The organism is Alphaproteobacteria bacterium (assembly GCA_016699305.1).
In the GTDB taxonomy this organism is placed as follows: Bacteria; Pseudomonadota; Alphaproteobacteria.
Window position 1 is genome coordinate 131309 of sequence record CP064970.1, and the last position, 18595, is coordinate 149903.

Genomic DNA, 18595 nt, shown 5'->3' on the forward strand with positions numbered 1-18595 from the left:
GAACATCCCATGCCCACGCTCGATATCTTTAACAACGACGCCTTTTCCGTGGTGTCGTTGACCGATGCCATCAACAAACTGCCTTATGTGCCGGGTCAAGCCGGTCGCTTGGGGTTGTTTGAAGAAACAGGCGTCAGCACTACGACCGTTATGCTGGAGGAGATCGAAGGCGCACTCAGCCTGATCCCCACCACGCCACGCGGCGCGCCTGCCGTCCAGAACAAAGTCAACAAGCGCAAGGCGCGGTCTTTGGCCGTTCCGCATTTGACGCTGGAAGACACCATTCTGGCCGACGAGGTTCAGAACCGGAACAGCTTCGGCCAACCGGACGCTCTTGCCTCGGTGCAAACGGTCGTTTCGAACCGCTTGCGCGATATGGTCAAATGGCACGACATCACGCTGGAGCATCTTCGCATCGGCGCGGTCAAGGGTCAGATCCTCGATGCGGACGGATCGACGGTGCTTTATGACCTGTTCTCCGAGTTTGGGGTCAGTCAGCAGGCCGAGATCGATTTTGATCTTGATAATGCGAACCCTACGGCGGGTGTTCTTAAAAAGAAGTGCCATGATATCACCCGTAAGGTTGCGGATGAATTGGGCGGCGCATCCTTCACCTATATCCACGCCTTCTGTTCGGCCACGTTCTTCGATGACCTGACAACGCATCCGGATGTCGTGGAATCCTACCGTCGCTATCAGGAAAGTGCGTTCCTGCGAACGGGACAGGCTCGTAAGGCCGTGGAATATGCTGGCATCGTGTTCGAAGAATACTATGGCGGCAACTCCGGCGGCAATTTCATCCCGACCGACAAGGCACACTTCTTCCCTGTCGGCGTGCCGGGACTGTTCCGTCAATACAACGCGCCCGCCGATTTTGTTGAAACCGTCAACAGCCTCGGCCTGCCACGTTATGCCAAGCAAGCCGTCGATCAGGAGTTCGGTCGTTGGGTTAAATTGCATACGCAGTCGAACCCGCTTCCTATCTGCACGCGTCCGCGCGTTCTGCTCAAGGCGAAGCGCACCTAATGTCGTTTGCTTTCATGATCGCGGCGTTGTTCGCGGATCCCGTCTTATCCAAACCGGCTGTTTATCAGCCGCAAGCGGGATCTGTGCTCACGCTGCGTGTCATGGCGAAGCAGCCTGACGTTCTAACGGGCTTTGGCGATGGCCAAATTCATACGGCAACGGCTCTGTTCGATGTGCAAACAGCGGAAGTCGCCCAACCTATGGTCGGGGATCGTCTAACGGTCGATGGTTCTACGTTCATCGTCCAATCCGAACCGACTGCCGATCGTGACCGCTTGATCTGGACATTGAACACGAGACCGGAATGAGGCTTTTGGCCGCATTGCAAGGTGATCTCAAAAAGATCATGGCGGATGAGGTCAGAGCAGCGGAAGGCGCCGTCACTTCCGGCGTCCGACAAGCGACCGATGGCTTGAAGCTTGAATTGCGTGGGCAAGTGACCGGTGCTGGCCTTGGCCAGAAACTGGCCAACACATGGCGCGGACAGGTTTATCCCAAAGGAGGCTTGAGCCTAAACGCCGCCGGATATGTGTTCAGCAAGGTGCCACAAATCGTCGGTGCTTTCGGTCAAGGCGTCGTGATCCGCTCAAGCAAAGGCTTTTACCTCGCCATCCCGATGCCTGCCGCAGGAAAATCTGCTATGGGCAAAAGGATCACGCCCGGACGATGGGAGCAAGCCAACGGCAAGCGCCTGCGCTTCGTCTTTCGTCGAAACGGGCCGTCTTTGCTGGTGGCAGACGACATGCGCGCGCGAACTGGAAAACGCGGTGGGTTCTCAGCGGCAAGCGCCTCGGCGCTGCGAACGGGTCGCGGCCTCACCACGGTGCCGATCTTTATTCTCGTGCCGCAAGTCAGTCTTAAAAAACGGTTCGATATCGACAGCGTTGGCCAAAAGTGGATCGGCCAACTGCCGCGTCTGGTCATTCAGAATTGGAAAGAGGTTTCAGACAAATGACGACACGCGAAACCGTCCTGCAAGCTTTGTTTGAACAGCTGCAAACCATCGTCGGCCCCAAGGTTCTGCGGAACGATGTTTTGCCGGAGAAGGTTCCTGCTGGCGGGCTTCTTATCCTGCGCGATGGCGATCCCGGTGAACCGGAAACGTTGCTTTCGCCGCTTTCCTACTATTGGGAACACCACGCCTCGCTGGAGGTTCTTGTCCAAGCGGGTGAAGCGACACAGCGCGATCAAATCATGGACGCGCTGTTTCAAAACATTGCCGACGCAGTTGCTGCCGATCCGACGCTCGGCGGTCTGTGCGACCGAGCAACGCCGCTTGCAGCCGACACAAGTTCCGTTGTCGTCGAAGGCGCGGGGAACGTCAAAGCGGCCATCGTGCCGATTGAGTTGATTTACACGACCACCAGCCAACTCGGCTGAGGTTTCTTTAACATTGGAGGGTTATCATGGCACGTGCCTATGGCGCGAACGCGCATCTATTGGGTGATTTCGAGAGCGTTTATGGAACGCCGCCCGTTGGGAACTTTATCAAGTTTCCGTTTGTGTCCTCAAACCTCGGTTCGGAACAAGGTCTTATTGCCTCGGATCTTTTGGGCACAGGTCGTGATCCGGCGCAACCGATCCGTGATGTGATCAAGGTCGAGGGCGATGTAGTCGTTCCCGTCGATCTGCGAAACTTTGGCCATTGGCTGAAGGCTCTTTTAGGCGCGCCCAACACCACGGGCGTGGGGCCGTATGTTCATTCGTTCGTGTCCGGTGCGACAAGCCTGCCCAGCCTCTCGTTGGAAGTCGGCATGCCGGAGGCTTCGGCTTTCTTCATCAACATGGGCGTGCGCGTCAATTCGATGCAGCTTTCCTTTGCCCGCTCTGGCGGTGCAAGCGCGACGTTGAATTGTATCGCCCAAGGTGAAAGCCGCGCAACGGTAAGCGCTGATAGCACGCCGACCGAAGCTGTCATCACGCGCTTCAACCAGTTTCAAGGCTCGGTCAAAAAAGACGGCGCGCAACTTGGCAACGTCACGGGGGCGCAGCTGACTTACAGCAACAATCTGGAGCGCATCGAGACGATCCGACCTGACGGCAAGATCGACGGCGCCGATCCTACCATTGCCGCGCTAACGGGTTCGATCGACGTGCGCTTTGCGGATACCACGCTCATCGACGCCGCGACGAACAACACGCCTGTAGAGCTATCGTTCGGATACGTCATCGACGCAAGCCGTTCGATCCTGTTCACGGCGCACCAAGTCTATCTTCCCAAACCCAAACTCGCCATCAGCGGCCCCGCCGGTGTGCAAGCCAGCTTCAACTGGCAAGCCGCAAAACCTGATAGCGGCCAGATGCTGACCGTAACCCTTACCAACGATGTGGAGGACTACACATGATCCGTCTTGATCTGAAACGAGAACCTTATTGGCTTGACCTTGGCAACGGGGTGCGCGTCAACGTGCGTCCTGCTACCACGGCGCTTGTTATGGCCGCGCGCGTGACCGCGCTTAAAGCTGCCGATGAAGTAACGGACGCAGGAACGCGCAGCGCAACGCTCATCAAAAAGCTGGCCGAGCTTTCTATCCTTGAATGGGAAGGCGTCGGTGATAGCGAAGACAAACCCGCCGAGGTCTCGCCGGAAGCTGTTTCAGCACTGATGGATCTTTGGCCTCTCGCGGATGCCTTCGAGCGTTTGTATCTCGCGCCGACGCTTATTTTGGATCAGGAAAAAAACGGTTAGAGGCTCGCTGCAAATGGCACTTCGGCGGCGGGCCTGAATATTGTGGTTCTTGTGCGGACGCAGGTCTTTCTTGTAGCAAGGGCAAGCCGAACGCCAACGGCGAGCTATGCCCCTACTGCGCTAACGAGCCTCAAACGATGGAAGGCTGGGAAGCGTGGGATATCGCCCTGCGCTGCGCAGGTCAGCTTCGCATGGCGCAATTTGTCGTGATCGGGATCGACATGAACGCCGCGCTGAAGATTGCAGAAGCCTTGAATATTGATCCCACCAGCACCGCCGAACTCTTGCCTTCCTGCGAGTCCGGCATGGTTTCCGCAATCAACACAAAGATTAATGAGGGCTTAAAGTCGTGACCGAACGTAATCTCGCCATACGCCTTTCCGTCATGGAAGGCGGCAAGGTCAAGGCCGAGCTAAGGGAGATCGGGGAGTCCGGCGAGAAGTCGCTCAAGAAGATCGAGCTTGCCGGACAGCCCGCATCAAAAAGCCTTCTTGCCTTAAATGCCGCCGCGAATGACGTGCGCGGCTCTGCCATTGGCCTCACCAGCCAGATCGGGCCGCTTGGCTCGGCCATGGCGGCGTTGGGGCCAGCGGGGATCGCTGCTGGCGCAGGCTTGGGTGCGATGGTCATCATGCTCAAGAAGAGCTTCGATGAAGCTGCTTTGGCTGAACAGGCACAAAACCGTTTGCAGGGCGTGCTTCGCGCCACAGGCTACGCGTCCGGCCTGACAGGCAAAGACCTAGCCGAAATGGCCGAGGAGATGGAGCATTCGACGCTGACCAGTGCCGAGTCCGTCAAGAACGCGTCGGCTATCTTAGCGACCTTCCGCTCCGTCTCTGGCGACACCTTCAAGCAGGCCATCCACCTCGCGCAGGATATGTCCGCCGTGTTCGGGCAGGATCTGACGTCCTCCGCGACGCAACTTGGCAAGGCGCTCGAAGATCCCGTTGAAGGGCTGACCGCCTTGAAGCGTGTTGGCGTTTCGTTTTCGGATTCGCAGCGCGACGTGATCAAGAGCCTCGTCGAAACAGGCGATAAGGCGCAAGCCCAAAAGCTGATCCTCGCGGCGTTAGAACAGCAGGTCGGCGGCGCCGCTGCAGCTGAAACGCAGGGTCTGACGGGAGCCGCGCATCGCATGGCGGTGGCTTGGAGCGACATGCTCAAGGCCATCGGCCAGACCGAAACCGTTTCTGGTGTCGCAGGCGCGGCTTTGCGCCAGCTTGCGACGACCTTCGAAGTCACGACCGAATGGTTCAAAAAAGACCCAATCGCTCTCCAGCTGCGCGATGCGAAGAACGAACTGGCAGAAGTTCAAAAGCAACTGGATTGGCTTCAAAATCTTCCACCCCTCGTTCAGCCGCTTTATAAAGGCAACACGGAGTTTCGGCAGAAAAAAGCCGCCGAACTGCGGGCGGAAATCGAAAAGCTGACCAAAGCCGAAGAAACCGAAGCGGCGGAACGCGCCAAGGCAGATGCCGGACGCCTTTCCGCCGAAAAGGAAGGTCGCGCCGATCTGTTGATTCAGCAGCGCAAGGGTATCGACGAAGCTCTGGCCAAGCTGGTCGACAATCCTGCAGAAAAGATAGCCAAGATCAACGACGAACTTGGAAAAACCAAACAGCGTTTGGAAGGTCTGCGAGAAAAAGACAGCAGCACCGATACAGGTATCAATGCGGCGATCAAGCAAGCGGAAGAACTGGCCCACCGTCAAATCGAAGTCATTCAAAAACCTATTGCCGAAGCGGCGCAGAAAGAAGCCGAGGCCAATCAAAAAGTCATCGACGATCTGAAACAGAAACTCCTTGGTCTTAGCAACGAACGGCAGGCATTTATCGATCAGGCCGTCAGCCGCCTTTCCAGCAAAGCAGGCGATGCCGAGAAAAACCAGACACGCAATCTAGCCGCGCAATTGTTCGATCAGAAGTCTTTTGCCGAGGCGCAGAAGATCATCGACGATCTCGGCAAACAAATGGACAGGCTTGGCGACAAGCGCAAGGCGTTCATATCCGATGCCGTGGCAAAGCTGCCCGAAACGACATCGCAGGAACAAGTCGAACGCGCCAAGCAAATGGCGGCTGCGCTTTACGATCAGACCCAAGCACAGGAAAAACTCGACAAGCTCAAAGAAGAAGGCAAACAAATCACAGAAGGCGTGCGAACCGCCGAAGAAGCCTACACGGATCAAATCGCACGCCTGACTGAGATGCTAAATGCGGGCGCGATCAGCCAAGACATTTTCAATAAATCAAAAGACAAAGCCTATGACGAGCAACTAACTGGACGCACGGATGCGCAGGCCGGAGCAATCCGTGCCTTCCGCGCCTATCAAAAAGAAGGTGAAAACGCGGCGGGCGCGGTCGAGAAAGCCTTTTCGTCAGCCTTAAAGGCGACCGAGGACGCCATTGTAACCATGGTCACGTCCGGCGAGATCAGTCTCAACAGCCTTGATGACCTCGCCAACAGCATCGTCGCCGACATCACGCGCATGGTAGTGCAGCAATCGATCACAGGGCCGCTTGCCAAATGGATGGGCAGCAGCATGGAAAGCGGCGGCTTTATGTCCGATATCTTTGGCTCGATTTTCCATGAAGGCGGCATGGCTGGAGAAACGGCGCCATCGCGGCAGGTTCCTGCCTTCGTTTTTGCCGGAGCGCCGCGCTATCACTCCGGCGGCATCGCTGGGCTGCGTCCCGACGAAGTTCCCGCTATTCTCCAGCGCGGGGAAACAGTTATCCCGAAGAATGGCCGGACATCCAGCCCGATCAACCTTGTGATGAACATCTCAACGCCGGATGCCAACAGCTTTCGCGCAAGTCAGGCACAGGTCTCGGCAGAAGCCGCGCGGGGAATTAGTAGAGCAAGACGGAATCTGTAACCATGACCTTCCACGAAATTCGCTTTCCTGACGACATCGCCTATGGGGCGACGGGCGGGCCGGAGTATCTGACGACCGTTGTTTCAATGGCTTCGGGGTATGAGCAACGTAATGCCAACTGGTCGGCGGCGCGGGGTAAATGGAACGTGGCCTCTGGGTTGAAACACCAAGCCCAGCTTAATACCTTGATCGCGTTCTTTCGGGCGCGGAAAGGCCGCGCCTATGGGTTTCGGTTCAAAGATTGGACGGACTACCGCGCCACGAGCCAAGCCATTGGCGCAGGCGATGGGACGACGAAGGCTTTTCAGCTTGTCAAAAGCTATGTATCCGGCGCTGGCAGCGAGACACGCACGATAACAAAACCTGTGCAAGGCACCATCGCGCCTTATCTCGCGGGCATCAAACAGACATCGGGCTGGTCGGTGAACACGACAACCGGCGTCCTGACCTTTTTAACGGCGCCTGCACAGGGCATCGCCGTCACCGCAGATTTCGAATTCGACGTTCCTGTGCGTTTTGACACCGACAGCATGGCCGTGACCATCGAGCAGATCGATTTGCACCAATGGTCTGACATCCCCATCATAGAGATCCGCGTTTAACCCATGAAAACAGCCACCACCCAACTTGCCGCGCATGTCGCGGGCGAGACGACCACGCTTGCGACCTGCTGGAAGGTCACGCGCAAGGATGGCGTTGTCTTTGGCTTTACGGACTTTGACCGAGATTTGACGATCGATAATGTGGTTTATGCGGCGCGAACGGGATACACGCGCTCGGCCATCCATGCGATCTCGGATTTGTCCGTCGACAATCTCGATATCGAAAGCGCGCTGGATAGCGAGGCTTTGGCTGCACCTGATTTGCGTGCGGGCATTTGGGACAATGCCGAAGTGCTGATCTTTCTGGTCAATTGGGCGGCGCTCTCACAGGGCAAGATTATCTTGAAGCGCGGGACTATCGGCCAAGTGGAACTGAAGGACACGATATTCAAAGCCGAACTGCGCGGCCTGACGCAGGCGCTGTCACAACAAATCGGGGAACTCTACACGCCGGACTGTCGTGCTGACCTTGGCGACACGCGCTGCAAGATCGATTTAGCGGCTCTGACAATTTCCAGCACAGTTACGGTAGCAGAAGATCGTTACGGTTTTACGGATACCGCCAGAACCGAGGCGGACGACTACTGGACGGGCGGGCTTGTGACATGGACAAGCGGCGCAAACACAGGTCGCAAGATGGAAGTCCGAAGCTTTGCGGCTGGCGTGTTTGATTTGTTCCTGCCCATGCCGTCCGAAATCGCGGTTGGCGATGGCTATGCCGTCCAGCCGGGATGCGACAAGTCGTTTTCGACTTGCTGTGGGCGTTACAACAATGCCGTGAACTTTCGCGGCGAACCCCATGTCCCCGGTACGGACGCCGTTTTGAGTTATCCCGATGGAAAATAAGATCACACGATCCGATGCCGTTGCCGAAGCACGCGCATGGCTTGGCACGCCGTTTCATCATCAGGCCTCTGTCAAAGGCGTAGGCTGCGATTGTATCGGCCTGATTAAGGGCGTCGGCGTTGCGTTAGGGTTGGTGGATTACGATCCTGCCTCGCCGGAGGCGCAGGCCTTCGCCAATTACTCCATGCTGCCCAACAGTCGCCGTATGCGCGAGGGTCTGACGACTTGGCTTGTTTCCATCCCCGTTTCAGAGGCCACGCTGGCTGACATTTTGTTCATGGCATGGGGACGTGAACCGCAGCATGTTGCGCTGATCACCGACAAAGGCATCATCCACAGCTATTCCGGTGTCGGCAAAGTGGTCGAACACGCGCTTGACGAAGATTGGAAACACCGAATCGTTGCCGCTTATCGCTATCCGTATTTTATCGAGAATCCGTAATGGCTGTTCTTGCTCTTGGCCTCGTTGGCGCCGGTCTAACCTCCGCCATAGGGATTGGCGCGTCCATCGGTTGGATGGGCGGCGTGGTTCTGGGCAACCTGCTGTTCGGCGGCAACAAAGGATCGAACACCGAAGGATCGCGTATCAGCGATTTATCCGTTCAGACTTCCACCTATGGCGGCACGATCCAGCTTGTCTATGGCACGATGCGCGTATCGGGCAATGTGATCTGGTCGACGCCGCTTAAAGAAACCCGCCATGTCTCGCGCCAAAGCGGCGGCAAGGGCGGCGGTGGAGGAAGTTCGACCCAAACGACCTATACCTATTCGGTATCGTTCGCCATTGGCTTGTGCGCGGGGCCAGCGGCAACCGTCCGGCGCGTATGGGCGGACACAAAGCTCATTTACGATGCGACGGCCAGCAACACACAGGCCACGGAAAAATATCCGGGCGTGATCCGCATCCATACGGGCGGCGAAGACCAACAACCGGACAGCACGATGGAGATGCATCTCGGCTCCGGCAACGTGCCGGGCTATCGAGGGCTTTGCTATCTGACCTTCACAGATCTGCAGCTGGCCGATTTTGCCAACCGCATTCCCAATATAAGCGCCGAAGTTGTCGCATCTGGTGCGATGGATTGCGATGCCGTGATACTACCGAAGATCCCCAGCATGTTCCGCGATGGCGGCATCATCGATCCCGCGCGTGGAACGCTTATCGGCCTAAATGCCTCACGCATCTATAAATATGATCTCGTCAATAACAGCCTGCTGCTCAATGCGCCGCTTGGCGACGATGTTTATGGTGATCTTCAGGGATATGATAGCGAAGGCTATTTTTATCATGCGACAGACGCTTATGGCGTGGGCATGCATCTGGCGAAGCGGCATCCAGACACACTGGCTGTTGTAGCTAAAACCAAAAAGCGCATCGATTTTAGCGTGAGCGGCAAAGTCATGGGCGATAAGATTTTCGTCCATCGTTTTCGCAAGGTTTATGATCTCGATTTCAACATCATTGCCGATCTGTTGGATTACTTCCCCCTGTTGAGCGGCCACGAAGCGCCGATGTGCGCCGATCCGGATGGCCGTTATTGGCAGGCGGCAAGCGACAAAATTCGCCGCGTCAGCCTCGATATGTTCAATAACGGCGAACTAGCCGAATGGGACATCTCGGCATGGACGGAGGGACAGACACCGGACGCCTTGTTCTGGGACGACACGACAGGCCACCTATTTTTCAAGATTAACATTTTGAAAAGAATCGTGAAATGGCATCCCGACAACGGTTTCGCGGGCCACGTGGATAACGTTGCGCTCTCGGCTGGCTGGACGCTTCAATCCGATTGTGCCTTTCCGCAGAAGGGTCGCCTCTGGTCGGCGGGAGACTTGAAAGCCACGCTGGTCGATCTGGTGAGCATGCGGATCGAGAAGACCATCGACCTGATGCCGTTCTTGCCGACCTATGCGACGCATTTCAGCGGCTGCTATGAAAAGTTCACGCACAGCGTGATCATCATGACCAACGATGGCGAGGTCAAATATCCCCTCGAACGCTATGGCTCGGATCAGGTGCCTTTGTCGTCCATCCTCACGGATCTGTGCGAGAAGGCAGGACTTGCCCAGACGGACATTCTGACGAACGAAGTCAGCCAATCTGTTCGGGGCTACGTCATGAGCCGTCGAGCCTCGGCAAGGAACGCTATCGAGCCGCTTCTGGGCGCGTTCTTCGTGGACGCGGTAGAAACGGACGGTGTTTTGCGCTTTATCCCGCGTGGACAGGATGCGGCGGCGACCATTCCTTATAACGATCTAGGCGCCGTCGAAGGCTCCTCGAATGACGAGCCGCTGCGCGTGACAGAAACGCGCACGCAGGAACTCGAATTGCCGCAGCGCATGGATTTGACGCACTATGATCCAGCCCGCGACTATCAGACCAACACGCAAAACGCAGCCCGCAACAGCAACGCCGTCACGACTAAAGACCAGCAGACTGTCGAGCTATCGATCGTTCTGTCAGCGGATGAAGCCGCCCAGATCGCGGATAAGACACTGACCAGCGCATGGGTAGGACGTAACGCCTTTACGCTTAACTTGCCGCCCAAATGGCTGCGGCTCGACCCCACGGACGTCATTAAAGTGGCGTTGCCGGATGCGACGCTGGCGCTACGCCTGACGCAGGTAGATTTTGGCGGCAACAATATCGTAGCCTGCAAGGCGGTGGCGGAAGACGAGATCGCCTATACGTCCTCGGCCTCTGGCACAGGCGCGGCTCTGTCGGCAACGATCATTCCCATCGCTACGCCCATTTCGGCTTTTATGCTGGATCTGCCCATGCTGCGTGCGGAAGATGATGGGCTTGGTCTGTATTACGCTTTCGGCCTGAGAGATGGCGGCAGCGCAAGCCTTTACCGTTCACAAGACGCTTTGGCGTGGAGCATCATCGCGACAGGATCAGCGGCTCCGGCCTTTGGCTGGGCTGCAAGCGTTCTGGCCGCTCCACTCAGTCCATGGTCATGGGACGAGACAAACAAAATCCAGATCGCTTTGAGCCACGGAACCCTCGACAGCAAAACGCCGCTCGAAATCTTGAATTGGAACAATGTCGCTGTCCTTGGCGATGAGGTCATTCAATGGCGCGATGCAACGCTTCTGGCCGAGAACCTTTATGAATTGTCCGGTCTTCTGCGCGGGCGGCGCGGCACCGAATGGGCCACGGCTTCGCATGCGATCGGTGAGCGGTTTGTAGTTCTTGCAACGGATGGCTTTTACCGCACCGCCATGGCCTCGACCGAGATCGGGCAGACTTCCTATTACAAGGCCATCATTTCTGGCGGAGACTGGGACGATGCGGCTCAGACGAGCCTGAAATACAACGCCGCAAGTCTGCGCTGCTTCTCACCCGTTCATATCGTCGGATCCCGCGACGGTTACGGCAACCTGACCCTTTCGTGGGCGCGCCGTCCGCGCTGGAACGGCGAATGGCTGGATAGCATCGATGTGCCGCTTTTTGAAGACATGGAAGCCTATGAGATCGCCGTCTTGAACGGCGACACGGTTGTTCGGACTCTTTCATCCAGCGCGACAAGCGCAACCTATAGCACCGCCGACCAGACGATCGACTTCGGCGCGGCGCAGAGCGTCTTGTCTATCGCCGTTTATCAAATCAACAGCACCATTGGACGGGGTTACCCCGGAAAGGCCACGGTTTAAGTCATGACGACAACCCCCAATCTTTTGATCGACCATATTGCCGCCAGCCAAGCCCAGAAGGAAGTCACGGCCAACACGGCTTTTGACGTTCTGGACAAGGCCTTATGCCAGTTTACGAGCATCGCGCTGACGGACGCCAATCTGACGCTGACCGATGCGCAGATGATCGGTAATATGACGTTGAAGTTTACGGGAACGCTGACGGCGGCGCGAACGATTACGGCTCCGGCACGCGCCAAGTTTATCTATGTCGAGAACGGAACAACGGGCGGTTTTGCCATCTCGATCAAAACGCCGTCCGGCACAGCGATATCGGTAGGAATTGGCGAGAGAAAGCTCCTCTACTGCAACGGGACGGACTTTTCGATTGCGGCGGAGTCTGGCGCCGCACCTTATGACATCGGCGGATCCTTCGTCGGCAAACCCAGTGCGGGGGCAACCATTATGCGCTTTCCGATGCCTCGCGCAGGCCGGTTCCTCTCCGGCATGGCGCTTAGCAAGGGCGTGGCAGCGGCCGCCGCCACAGCAGCCGTCTCTTTCTCAATCCGCAAGAACGGGATCGAATTTGCCACTATGAACTTCGTTGCGGCGGCGACGAGCGCGACCTTCATCTGTGCTGCCACGACCGACTTTGCCGCAGGCGACATCTTTACGCTTGTGGCATCGGCCACGCCTGACGACACGCTCGCCGATATCGGTTTTGCGTTTGCCGGACTTCGTATCTAAAGGAGAACATCTCATGGCTTTGCGCTTTATGGACGGCTTCGATCACTACACGACCACGGCATCTTACGGCTATAAGTACAGCACTTACACCGTTTCGGCGGCTCCTTCGACTGGACGTAGAAGCGGAAGCGCTGCAGCGAGGCTTGGAAACTATGGTGGCGATTACATCCAGAAAGTTATGGACGATCAAACGACATGGATTGTGGGATTTGCCTATAAACGAGAGGCCGCAGGAAATTCTGAACTGCCGCTTGTTCAGCTCAAAGACAGCACAGGATCAGTACAAAGCGGTCTTTATATGCATTGCTCTGATGGCCTTTTAAGGCTTTGGCGAGGAGATATGTCGACTTTGTTGGCAACATCATCTTCGGCTATCCCGCTAAACACTTGGTGCTACATCGAACTGAAAACCTTTATCAACGACACGACCGGAACGCTTGAGCTTCGTGTTAATGGCACGACTGTCGCAACATACACGGGCGATACAAAACAATCGTCATCGCTTAACACTGCGCGCACAATCCGTCTTGCTGGCGGAGTCTATTCTTCTTCCTATTACGGGTTCATCGACGATCTCTATGTTTGCGATGGTGCCGGAACGACCAACAACGACTTCTTGGGCGACTGCCGCGTTGACACGCTTTATCCGAACGGGGTCGGCAACAGTGCACAATTCACGCCGACAGGCAGCTCGGCCAATTGGGAAAACGTCAAAGATACGACCATCGACGAGGACACGACAAACAACGCCAGCGCAACATCCGGCCAGATCGACAGCTTTGCTTTCGGAGACCTTTCGAACCTCGGCAGCAGCGTCTTCGGCGTTCAGAACAATCTTGTAGCAAAGAAAGATGACGCTGGCACACGAACCATGCGCTCCGTCACGCGGATCGGCGGCACAAATTATGAAAGCGCCGATTACTCTTTGGGAACAACTTATCTCGACTATGTGCAATTGCAGGAACAAAACCCTGCGACCGCCGTCGCATGGACGGTTGACGCGATCAACGGAGCCGAGTTCGGCTACAAGGTACAGGCATGAGTGCCTTTGTAACACAAGTCGCTGTCGAGACGCTTTCAAAGCCATCAAATGCAAATCTTCGGGTCACGCAGTCTGCACTTGAAATCCTGCAGCGACCAACCGTTGCCAAAGCATGTCTCAGCCAAGTCACAGTCGAGGTTCTGCGTCCGAGCGCCGCAGCATCAACAGGTTCGATGCAACAACCGCTCATTATAATTATCGCAGGATAAGCCCATGCATCAAACACAGCCCATTCTTATCGAGCCGGAGAAATCTGCCATGAACGAACCAGAGTATTTTCGCGCCATAGGCAGATTGGAAGCCCAAGTGCAGGCTCTAACCACCGCTGTCAGCGAATTGAAGACAAAGCTGGATGGCATGGACACCCGCCTGATCGACCTCGACCGTCTTGCCAGCCGATGGAAAGGTGGCTTCGCCGTTGTTCTTATGCTCGGTGCGTTAGCGGGATTCATCCTCGACAACGCTTTGCGGTGGGTCTCATCGAGACAATAGCCAATGATTTCAATTTATTACCGATAATAGGATGCTGATATCTATTAGACTGCCTTGAAAAAATGAAAAAAGATTGTTTGGGGTGGTAAGAATCTTTCTCCACATCTATAATTTAGCAATGCAAGCTAAAGGAAGAGATATCATTGAGTTGTTTGGTTTTAGCCCAGACGATACGAGCGTCCAAGCCTTAAAAACTTGGAAGCAAAAAAGCTGCCCATTTGTCAGCTTTCCCTGCACAAAGACCAATCATGACCAAACGGCGGTCTATGGTACATGCTCCGTGTCTTGTGGCGCAAGCCACGAAGATGGTTCTGAAATCATCATCTGTCCCAAGCGACTTTACGCCGACCAATACAAAATCTTTAATCACGTTCTGAAAGATGCGTGGCCTAAAGGCGATAAGGCTCTGATCCTCGGAGGCTCCCCGAAAGAGTTACAAACAAAAGCATTAAGCACACCTAGGCCAGTTGTCGCTTTCGGGCAAGGATCCGGCAAAGAGATCCAAATAAACGCGAACGGTAACATGAGTATGGACTGGGTTCTTCAGTCATATACAAAAAAGGGAGACGCTCTGATCCCAGAAGATTTTATCGGGATGGAAATTCAGAGCATCGACATCACAGGCAATTACAGAGCGACTTGGAACGCTTACCGCAAAATCAAAGAAGGAGAAACGGTTGCGGACATCCCTAATTCAGGACACGGTCTGAACTGGGCTAACGTCCACAAACGTCTCATTCCGCAGATCATTCGCAAAGGCAATATCTATCGGCGAATGGAACGCTGCATTGGCTTTTACTTCCTCCTGCCTGATGCCGTTTACAAGAAGTTCGAGGAAGTCATTGGCGACATCAAAAAGGCAGATGGCCCCAGTCGAACAAACCTCTCCGTTCTGACCTTTAAGCTAGGCGCGCCTGTTTCGCAGGGCAAACAACGAGAACTGGTTCTCGTGCGGCGAGTCCATTATCCACTGGCGGAAATTGCCGCTGCTTTTATCGGAAATTCAACGGCTAATGCGCCGGACAAACTGGATGAGACGTTACGCTCTCTTCTTGATTAATTCGTACTCTTCAAAATCCAGATCGATCTGCGGATAAGCCCAGACATTTTCTGTTGGAAGAACGCTAACAGTTTGTTCGCTCAACCCTGCGTATATGGCGTTACCAATGGCCTTTGCAAGCAAAGGGGGAACGGCATTTCCAACTTGAGCGTATTGCTCGATGAGCGTCCCGTAAAAATGGTAGCGATCTGGGAAAGACTGAATTCGCGCCGCTTCACGAACGCTGATAATCCTGTCTTGCTGAGGATGAATATAGGTTCCCCAATGAGGATCGCACTTAGTCAGAATTGTACTTCCCAATCCATCAGGGTGCAGACGCCCGTAGCGCTTTGTATGATCGGACCGACGCGCACGCTTCATCCCCTTAGGGAGTAAGTCGAAAGGAATATCGCGCCAAGATCCACCGGGCGGAATATGTGGCAACCTCTCAAGGTTCGCCTTTCCAAGTCCAGCTGCCGTGTGGTTATACAGCTTTGAGCTGCCCTGTCTCACAAACTTTTGATAGGCGTTCTGCACCGTGCAGGCGTAGGACATGACATCATCGCCACCGCCGTTCTCAATTTCCGGCAAATCTCCTAGCGCATCGGCTACCGTCGTGTTGCGCTTTAGGCCCTTCAGCTTGCTTTGGTCCAAGATCAGGCTTCTTCCAAGATATGTCGTGGCAAAATTCGCACGTCCTTCTGCAACGCAAGTCGGGGTGGGATACAAAGAGGCAGAATCCAAACCAACGCGATTTGCGATGAAGATTGTGCGCCAACGCATTTGCGGAACGCCATAGTGAGCCGCAAAAAGAATCCTAACTTCCGGGGCATATCCGAGCTGTCTCAAGCTCGTTAAAATCGCAGCAACCGTTTCCCCACGTTCAAACGACAACATGCCGGGAACATTTTCGATCAATACAACCTTCGGAGAAAAGGCCTCAACAAACTTAAGGTACTCAAGAAACAGGTGATTGCGGGCATCATCTACGGATCTTACGGGTGCGTTGACGCTAAATCCCTGACAAGGGGGGCCTCCGGCAAGAAGATCCAATTCTCCTTTTTTCAGTCCAAGCTGTTTTCTAATTTTTTGAGCATGTATGGCCCGAATGTCGTCGGTTCGGATGATGGCTTCGGGGTGGTTCTTTTGAAGCGTGACGGAGTAAGCCGGAGAAATCTCATTTGCGAAAACGGTATCGAACCCGGCTTGCCTGAGTCCTTCGCTTAAACCGCCTGCTCCGGCAAAAAGATCAATGCATGTTTTTCGCTGTGTGATCATAGGAGCAAGTCTTTCAATACCCAATTACGTCGTCGTTGCCGATTTTTCCAAACAGATTAGCCGAAATGCGTTGATTCGGCCTCTTTAATGTCAAAAGACGTTATATCACCAGTTCTGAGCAGTCCAGTTTTATTCTGGTTTTGTTCTCATTCTTTGGGCGCGCCTTCTTAACAGAAGCATCCTTTTTCTATTTTTATTTCAACAAGAAACCATCCACGCCCTCAACAACCACGCCCTCAACAACCACGCGTCTCGTCCTGTCCTAGGAGGAGAACATAAACCATGGAGAAAAACAATGACCTCTTCCACGACCTCTCGCGGTATCCGCAACAATAATCCGGGCAATTTGCGTCGAACGGACGACCCATGGCAAGGTCTGACCGAAACGCAGGGGGACACGAACTTTTTTGTCTTTCAATCCCCGATTTACGGGATCCGTGCGCTGGCCCGAACGCTTATCCAGTATCAAGACGAGCATGGTTTGCGAACAATCCGTCAAGTCGTCGGTCGTTGGGCCCCAAGCGTAGAAAATGACACTGTGGCCTATACGAAAGCCGTTTTCGAGGACACAGGCTTTGCACCCGATGTCGTTCTCAATATGCACAAATACGAACACCTGAAGGCGGTGACCCTCGCAATAATCAAACATGAAAACGGCCAGCAGCCTTACACGGCAGCACAGGTCGACAAAGCCTTGGTTCTGGCTGGTGTAGAGCCTCCGTCCAAGAACCTGCAGCGGTCGCGCACCGTAAAGGGCGGACAAGCCGCTACGGCGGCTACCGTTGGACTTGGGGCGTTGGAATCCGTTCGCGATAGCCTCGACCCTGCGCGTGACACTCTTCAAACGCTGGTGCCTTACCTCGACATCGCGAAATGGCTCTTGCTGGCGATCACGTTGATCGGCATCGGAGTGATGATCTGGGCGCGTATCGATGACAGCCGGAAGGGTCTGCGCTGATGTGGACACTTTTAACAAGCTGGTTTTCTAGCAACTTAATCAAAATCGTCGGCTGGGGCGCGATTGCCGCGTCTGTGGCCGCAATTTTGTTCGGCGCAAGGCAATCTGGCCGCACCGCCGAACGCTATGACCAACTCAAGAAAATCGTGGAGATCAAAGATGCCCAACTTCGTGCCACGCTGGATGCTCCTCGCACTCGCGCTGATCTCGTTAAGCGCCTGCGGGACGGCAAGTTCTAACCCCGCCTGCGTCTGCCCACCGATCAAGGAATACAGCCGAGATTTTCAAAACAAGCTGGCCAAGGAAATTGCAGTATTGGATGAAGATGCCGCTGTGATTTTGGCGATGCAAGATTACGCTTCGGTTCGAAAACAGCTAGAAAAGTGTCGATAACAGAGTTTAGGGCAAGATTTTGTCGTCAAGCGCAAGTCTTGCATTGGGTTCTCCCATTGCCCAGCTCAATCTGGATAGTGACATGTCCAATACTATAGTCATCGCGCAGTTTTTCTCTCAATTCCGAGAGAAAATCGTCTCCGGGATGCGCGCCGCAAAAAATCAGGTGAACCGACAGCGCGGCTTCTGTAGTGCTCATGCCCCAAATGTGCAAGTCGTGCACTTCCTTCACGCCGGGTAATCCGGCAAGATATTTTCTGACTTTCTCATGATCGATATTTGCCGGAACGGCATGCAGGGCAAGATTGGCAGAGTCGCGCAAGAGTCCCCAAGAACTCCATCCAATCACGATGGAGATCGCCAAACTGACGACCGGGTCAACCCAGAGCCAACCCGTTTGCGTCATAATCAACCCGGCAATGACCACGCCCAAGGATACCGCAGCATCGCTTGCCAAATGCATGAAAGCGGCTTTGATGTTTAAGTCATTCTGTCCCTTGCTGAACATCCATGCGGTTACGCCATTTATGAGAATGCCTAATGCCGCAACCCACATCACTACATTGCCGTCCACTTGCTGGTGAACACCCAGCCTTTGAACGGCCTCCCAAGCAATGATGCCAGTCGAGATCAGCAACACGATGACATTAACCAGCGCTGCCATAATGGACGAACTGCGCAATCCATAGGTATAGCGGCCAGATGGCGCTCGTTTTGAAAGCCGCCATGCGCCCCATGCAAGCAGCAGCCCTAAAACATCGCCAAAGTTATGCCCCGCATCGGCCAGCAACGCGAGAGAGTTCGCCTTAAGGCCATAAACAATCTCCGCAATGATGAATGCGGCGTTGAGCGAGGCGGCTACAAGGAAGCTTCGTCCGAAGTTTGTGGGAGCATTTGCGTGATTGTGCCCGTGGTTACAGTGATCATGGCTGGACATTGGTTGTTGACACCCTAACATCGCGAAAGAATGCG

Annotated in this window: 20 protein-coding genes; 18 read left to right on the forward strand and 2 right to left on the reverse strand. The window is 54.9% G+C overall.

What is annotated here, in order from left to right; genetic code table 11:
* Window positions 1-9 precede the first annotated feature (9 nt).
* From IPI58_00680 to IPI58_00755, 16 genes are all read left to right on the forward strand, one after another.
* Window positions 10-1026, forward strand: coding sequence for a major capsid protein (locus tag IPI58_00680; GenBank protein ID QQR69234.1), 1017 nt, complete (start codon window positions 10-12; stop codon window positions 1024-1026).
* The gene (locus tag IPI58_00685) at window positions 1026-1334 is read left to right on the forward strand and encodes a hypothetical protein (GenBank protein QQR69235.1); all 309 of its coding nucleotides are present in this window, start codon (window positions 1026-1028) and stop codon (window positions 1332-1334) included. Before IPI58_00680 ends, IPI58_00685 begins: the two co-directional genes overlap by 1 nt.
* A complete protein-coding gene (locus tag IPI58_00690; GenBank protein QQR69236.1) occupies window positions 1331-1981 on the forward strand; it encodes a hypothetical protein in 651 nt (216 codons plus the stop codon). Before IPI58_00685 ends, IPI58_00690 begins: the two co-directional genes overlap by 4 nt.
* On the forward strand, window positions 1978-2406 hold the full coding sequence (locus IPI58_00695; GenBank protein QQR69237.1) for an acyl-CoA transferase: 429 nt from the start codon (window positions 1978-1980) through the stop codon (window positions 2404-2406). Before IPI58_00690 ends, IPI58_00695 begins: the two co-directional genes overlap by 4 nt.
* Window positions 2407-2432: 26 nt before the next feature.
* A complete protein-coding gene (locus IPI58_00700) occupies window positions 2433-3371 on the forward strand; it encodes a hypothetical protein (protein ID QQR69238.1) in 939 nt (312 codons plus the stop codon).
* Window positions 3368-3715: a hypothetical protein gene (locus tag IPI58_00705; GenBank protein QQR69239.1), complete on the forward strand. Its 348-nt coding sequence runs from the start codon at window positions 3368-3370 to the stop codon at window positions 3713-3715. Before IPI58_00700 ends, IPI58_00705 begins: the two co-directional genes overlap by 4 nt.
* A gap of 137 nt (window positions 3716-3852) precedes the next feature.
* Entirely contained in the window at window positions 3853-4068 is a 216-nt protein-coding gene (locus IPI58_00710; protein QQR70111.1) for a hypothetical protein, read from the forward strand.
* Window positions 4065-6590, forward strand: a complete 2526-nt coding sequence (locus IPI58_00715) for a phage tail length tape measure family protein (GenBank protein ID QQR69240.1) — start codon at window positions 4065-4067, stop codon at window positions 6588-6590. Before IPI58_00710 ends, IPI58_00715 begins: the two co-directional genes overlap by 4 nt.
* Window positions 6591-6592: 2 nt before the next feature.
* Window positions 6593-7192, forward strand: a complete 600-nt coding sequence (locus tag IPI58_00720) for a DUF2460 domain-containing protein (GenBank protein ID QQR69241.1) — start codon at window positions 6593-6595, stop codon at window positions 7190-7192.
* 3 nt (window positions 7193-7195) lie between these two features.
* A complete protein-coding gene (locus IPI58_00725) occupies window positions 7196-8038 on the forward strand; it encodes a DUF2163 domain-containing protein (GenBank protein QQR69242.1) in 843 nt (280 codons plus the stop codon).
* Window positions 8028-8480: a peptidase P60 gene (locus IPI58_00730; GenBank protein ID QQR69243.1), complete on the forward strand. Its 453-nt coding sequence runs from the start codon at window positions 8028-8030 to the stop codon at window positions 8478-8480. The genes IPI58_00725 and IPI58_00730 overlap by 11 nt, the downstream gene beginning before the upstream one ends.
* On the forward strand, window positions 8480-11695 hold the full coding sequence (locus IPI58_00735) for a phage tail protein (GenBank protein QQR69244.1): 3216 nt from the start codon (window positions 8480-8482) through the stop codon (window positions 11693-11695). Before IPI58_00730 ends, IPI58_00735 begins: the two co-directional genes overlap by 1 nt.
* A gap of 3 nt (window positions 11696-11698) precedes the next feature.
* Window positions 11699-12421: a hypothetical protein gene (locus IPI58_00740; protein QQR69245.1), complete on the forward strand. Its 723-nt coding sequence runs from the start codon at window positions 11699-11701 to the stop codon at window positions 12419-12421.
* Window positions 12422-12434: 13 nt separating this feature from the next.
* Window positions 12435-13463 carry a hypothetical protein gene (locus tag IPI58_00745; protein ID QQR69246.1) on the forward strand — a complete coding sequence of 343 codons (1029 nt, stop codon included), beginning with the start codon at window positions 12435-12437 and terminating at the stop codon, window positions 13461-13463.
* Between the two features lie 213 nt (window positions 13464-13676).
* Complete coding sequence (locus IPI58_00750) at window positions 13677-13955, forward strand: hypothetical protein (GenBank protein ID QQR69247.1); 279 nt, start codon at window positions 13677-13679, stop codon at window positions 13953-13955.
* Between the two features lie 82 nt (window positions 13956-14037).
* Window positions 14038-15015: a restriction endonuclease gene (locus IPI58_00755; GenBank protein ID QQR69248.1), complete on the forward strand. Its 978-nt coding sequence runs from the start codon at window positions 14038-14040 to the stop codon at window positions 15013-15015.
* Here IPI58_00755 and IPI58_00760 read toward each other — a convergent pair.
* Entirely contained in the window at window positions 14995-16272 is a 1278-nt protein-coding gene (locus IPI58_00760) for a DNA cytosine methyltransferase (GenBank protein QQR69249.1), read from the reverse strand. The two genes, IPI58_00755 and IPI58_00760, sit on opposite strands and share 21 nt — an antisense overlap.
* A 295-nt stretch (window positions 16273-16567) precedes the next feature.
* Between IPI58_00760 and IPI58_00765 the strand changes: the two genes are divergently transcribed.
* On the forward strand, window positions 16568-17230 hold the full coding sequence (locus tag IPI58_00765) for a structural protein P5 (GenBank protein ID QQR69250.1): 663 nt from the start codon (window positions 16568-16570) through the stop codon (window positions 17228-17230).
* Window positions 17230-17469, forward strand: a complete 240-nt coding sequence (locus IPI58_00770; GenBank protein QQR69251.1) for a hypothetical protein — start codon at window positions 17230-17232, stop codon at window positions 17467-17469. Before IPI58_00765 ends, IPI58_00770 begins: the two co-directional genes overlap by 1 nt.
* Before the next feature lie 179 nt (window positions 17470-17648).
* Here IPI58_00770 and IPI58_00775 read toward each other — a convergent pair whose 3' ends face one another.
* Window positions 17649-18581, reverse strand: a complete 933-nt coding sequence (locus IPI58_00775) for a cation transporter (protein QQR69252.1) — start codon at window positions 18579-18581, stop codon at window positions 17649-17651.
* Window positions 18582-18595 lie beyond the last annotated feature (14 nt).

Coding starts and splice junctions, on each gene's coding strand:
- IPI58_00735 (QQR69244.1), top strand. CDS start 8,480: ATGGCTGTTCTTGCTCTTGGCCTCGTTGGCGCCGGTCTAACCTCCGCC.
- IPI58_00695 (QQR69237.1), top strand. CDS start 1,978: ATGACGACACGCGAAACCGTCCTGCAAGCTTTGTTTGAACAGCTGCAA.
- IPI58_00740 (QQR69245.1), top strand. CDS start 11,699: ATGACGACAACCCCCAATCTTTTGATCGACCATATTGCCGCCAGCCAA.
- IPI58_00750 (QQR69247.1), top strand. CDS start 13,677: ATGCATCAAACACAGCCCATTCTTATCGAGCCGGAGAAATCTGCCATG.
- IPI58_00700 (QQR69238.1), top strand. CDS start 2,433: ATGGCACGTGCCTATGGCGCGAACGCGCATCTATTGGGTGATTTCGAG.
- IPI58_00770 (QQR69251.1), top strand. CDS start 17,230: ATGTGGACACTTTTAACAAGCTGGTTTTCTAGCAACTTAATCAAAATC.
- IPI58_00680 (QQR69234.1), top strand. CDS start 10: ATGCCCACGCTCGATATCTTTAACAACGACGCCTTTTCCGTGGTGTCG.
- IPI58_00725 (QQR69242.1), top strand. CDS start 7,196: ATGAAAACAGCCACCACCCAACTTGCCGCGCATGTCGCGGGCGAGACG.
- IPI58_00745 (QQR69246.1), top strand. CDS start 12,435: ATGGCTTTGCGCTTTATGGACGGCTTCGATCACTACACGACCACGGCA.
- IPI58_00760 (QQR69249.1), bottom strand. CDS start 16,272: ATGATCACACAGCGAAAAACATGCATTGATCTTTTTGCCGGAGCAGGC.
- IPI58_00765 (QQR69250.1), top strand. CDS start 16,568: ATGACCTCTTCCACGACCTCTCGCGGTATCCGCAACAATAATCCGGGC.
- IPI58_00720 (QQR69241.1), top strand. CDS start 6,593: ATGACCTTCCACGAAATTCGCTTTCCTGACGACATCGCCTATGGGGCG.
- IPI58_00685 (QQR69235.1), top strand. CDS start 1,026: ATGTCGTTTGCTTTCATGATCGCGGCGTTGTTCGCGGATCCCGTCTTA.
- IPI58_00710 (QQR70111.1), top strand. CDS start 3,853: ATGGAAGGCTGGGAAGCGTGGGATATCGCCCTGCGCTGCGCAGGTCAG.
- IPI58_00730 (QQR69243.1), top strand. CDS start 8,028: ATGGAAAATAAGATCACACGATCCGATGCCGTTGCCGAAGCACGCGCA.
- IPI58_00705 (QQR69239.1), top strand. CDS start 3,368: ATGATCCGTCTTGATCTGAAACGAGAACCTTATTGGCTTGACCTTGGC.
- IPI58_00775 (QQR69252.1), bottom strand. CDS start 18,581: ATGTTAGGGTGTCAACAACCAATGTCCAGCCATGATCACTGTAACCAC.
- IPI58_00690 (QQR69236.1), top strand. CDS start 1,331: ATGAGGCTTTTGGCCGCATTGCAAGGTGATCTCAAAAAGATCATGGCG.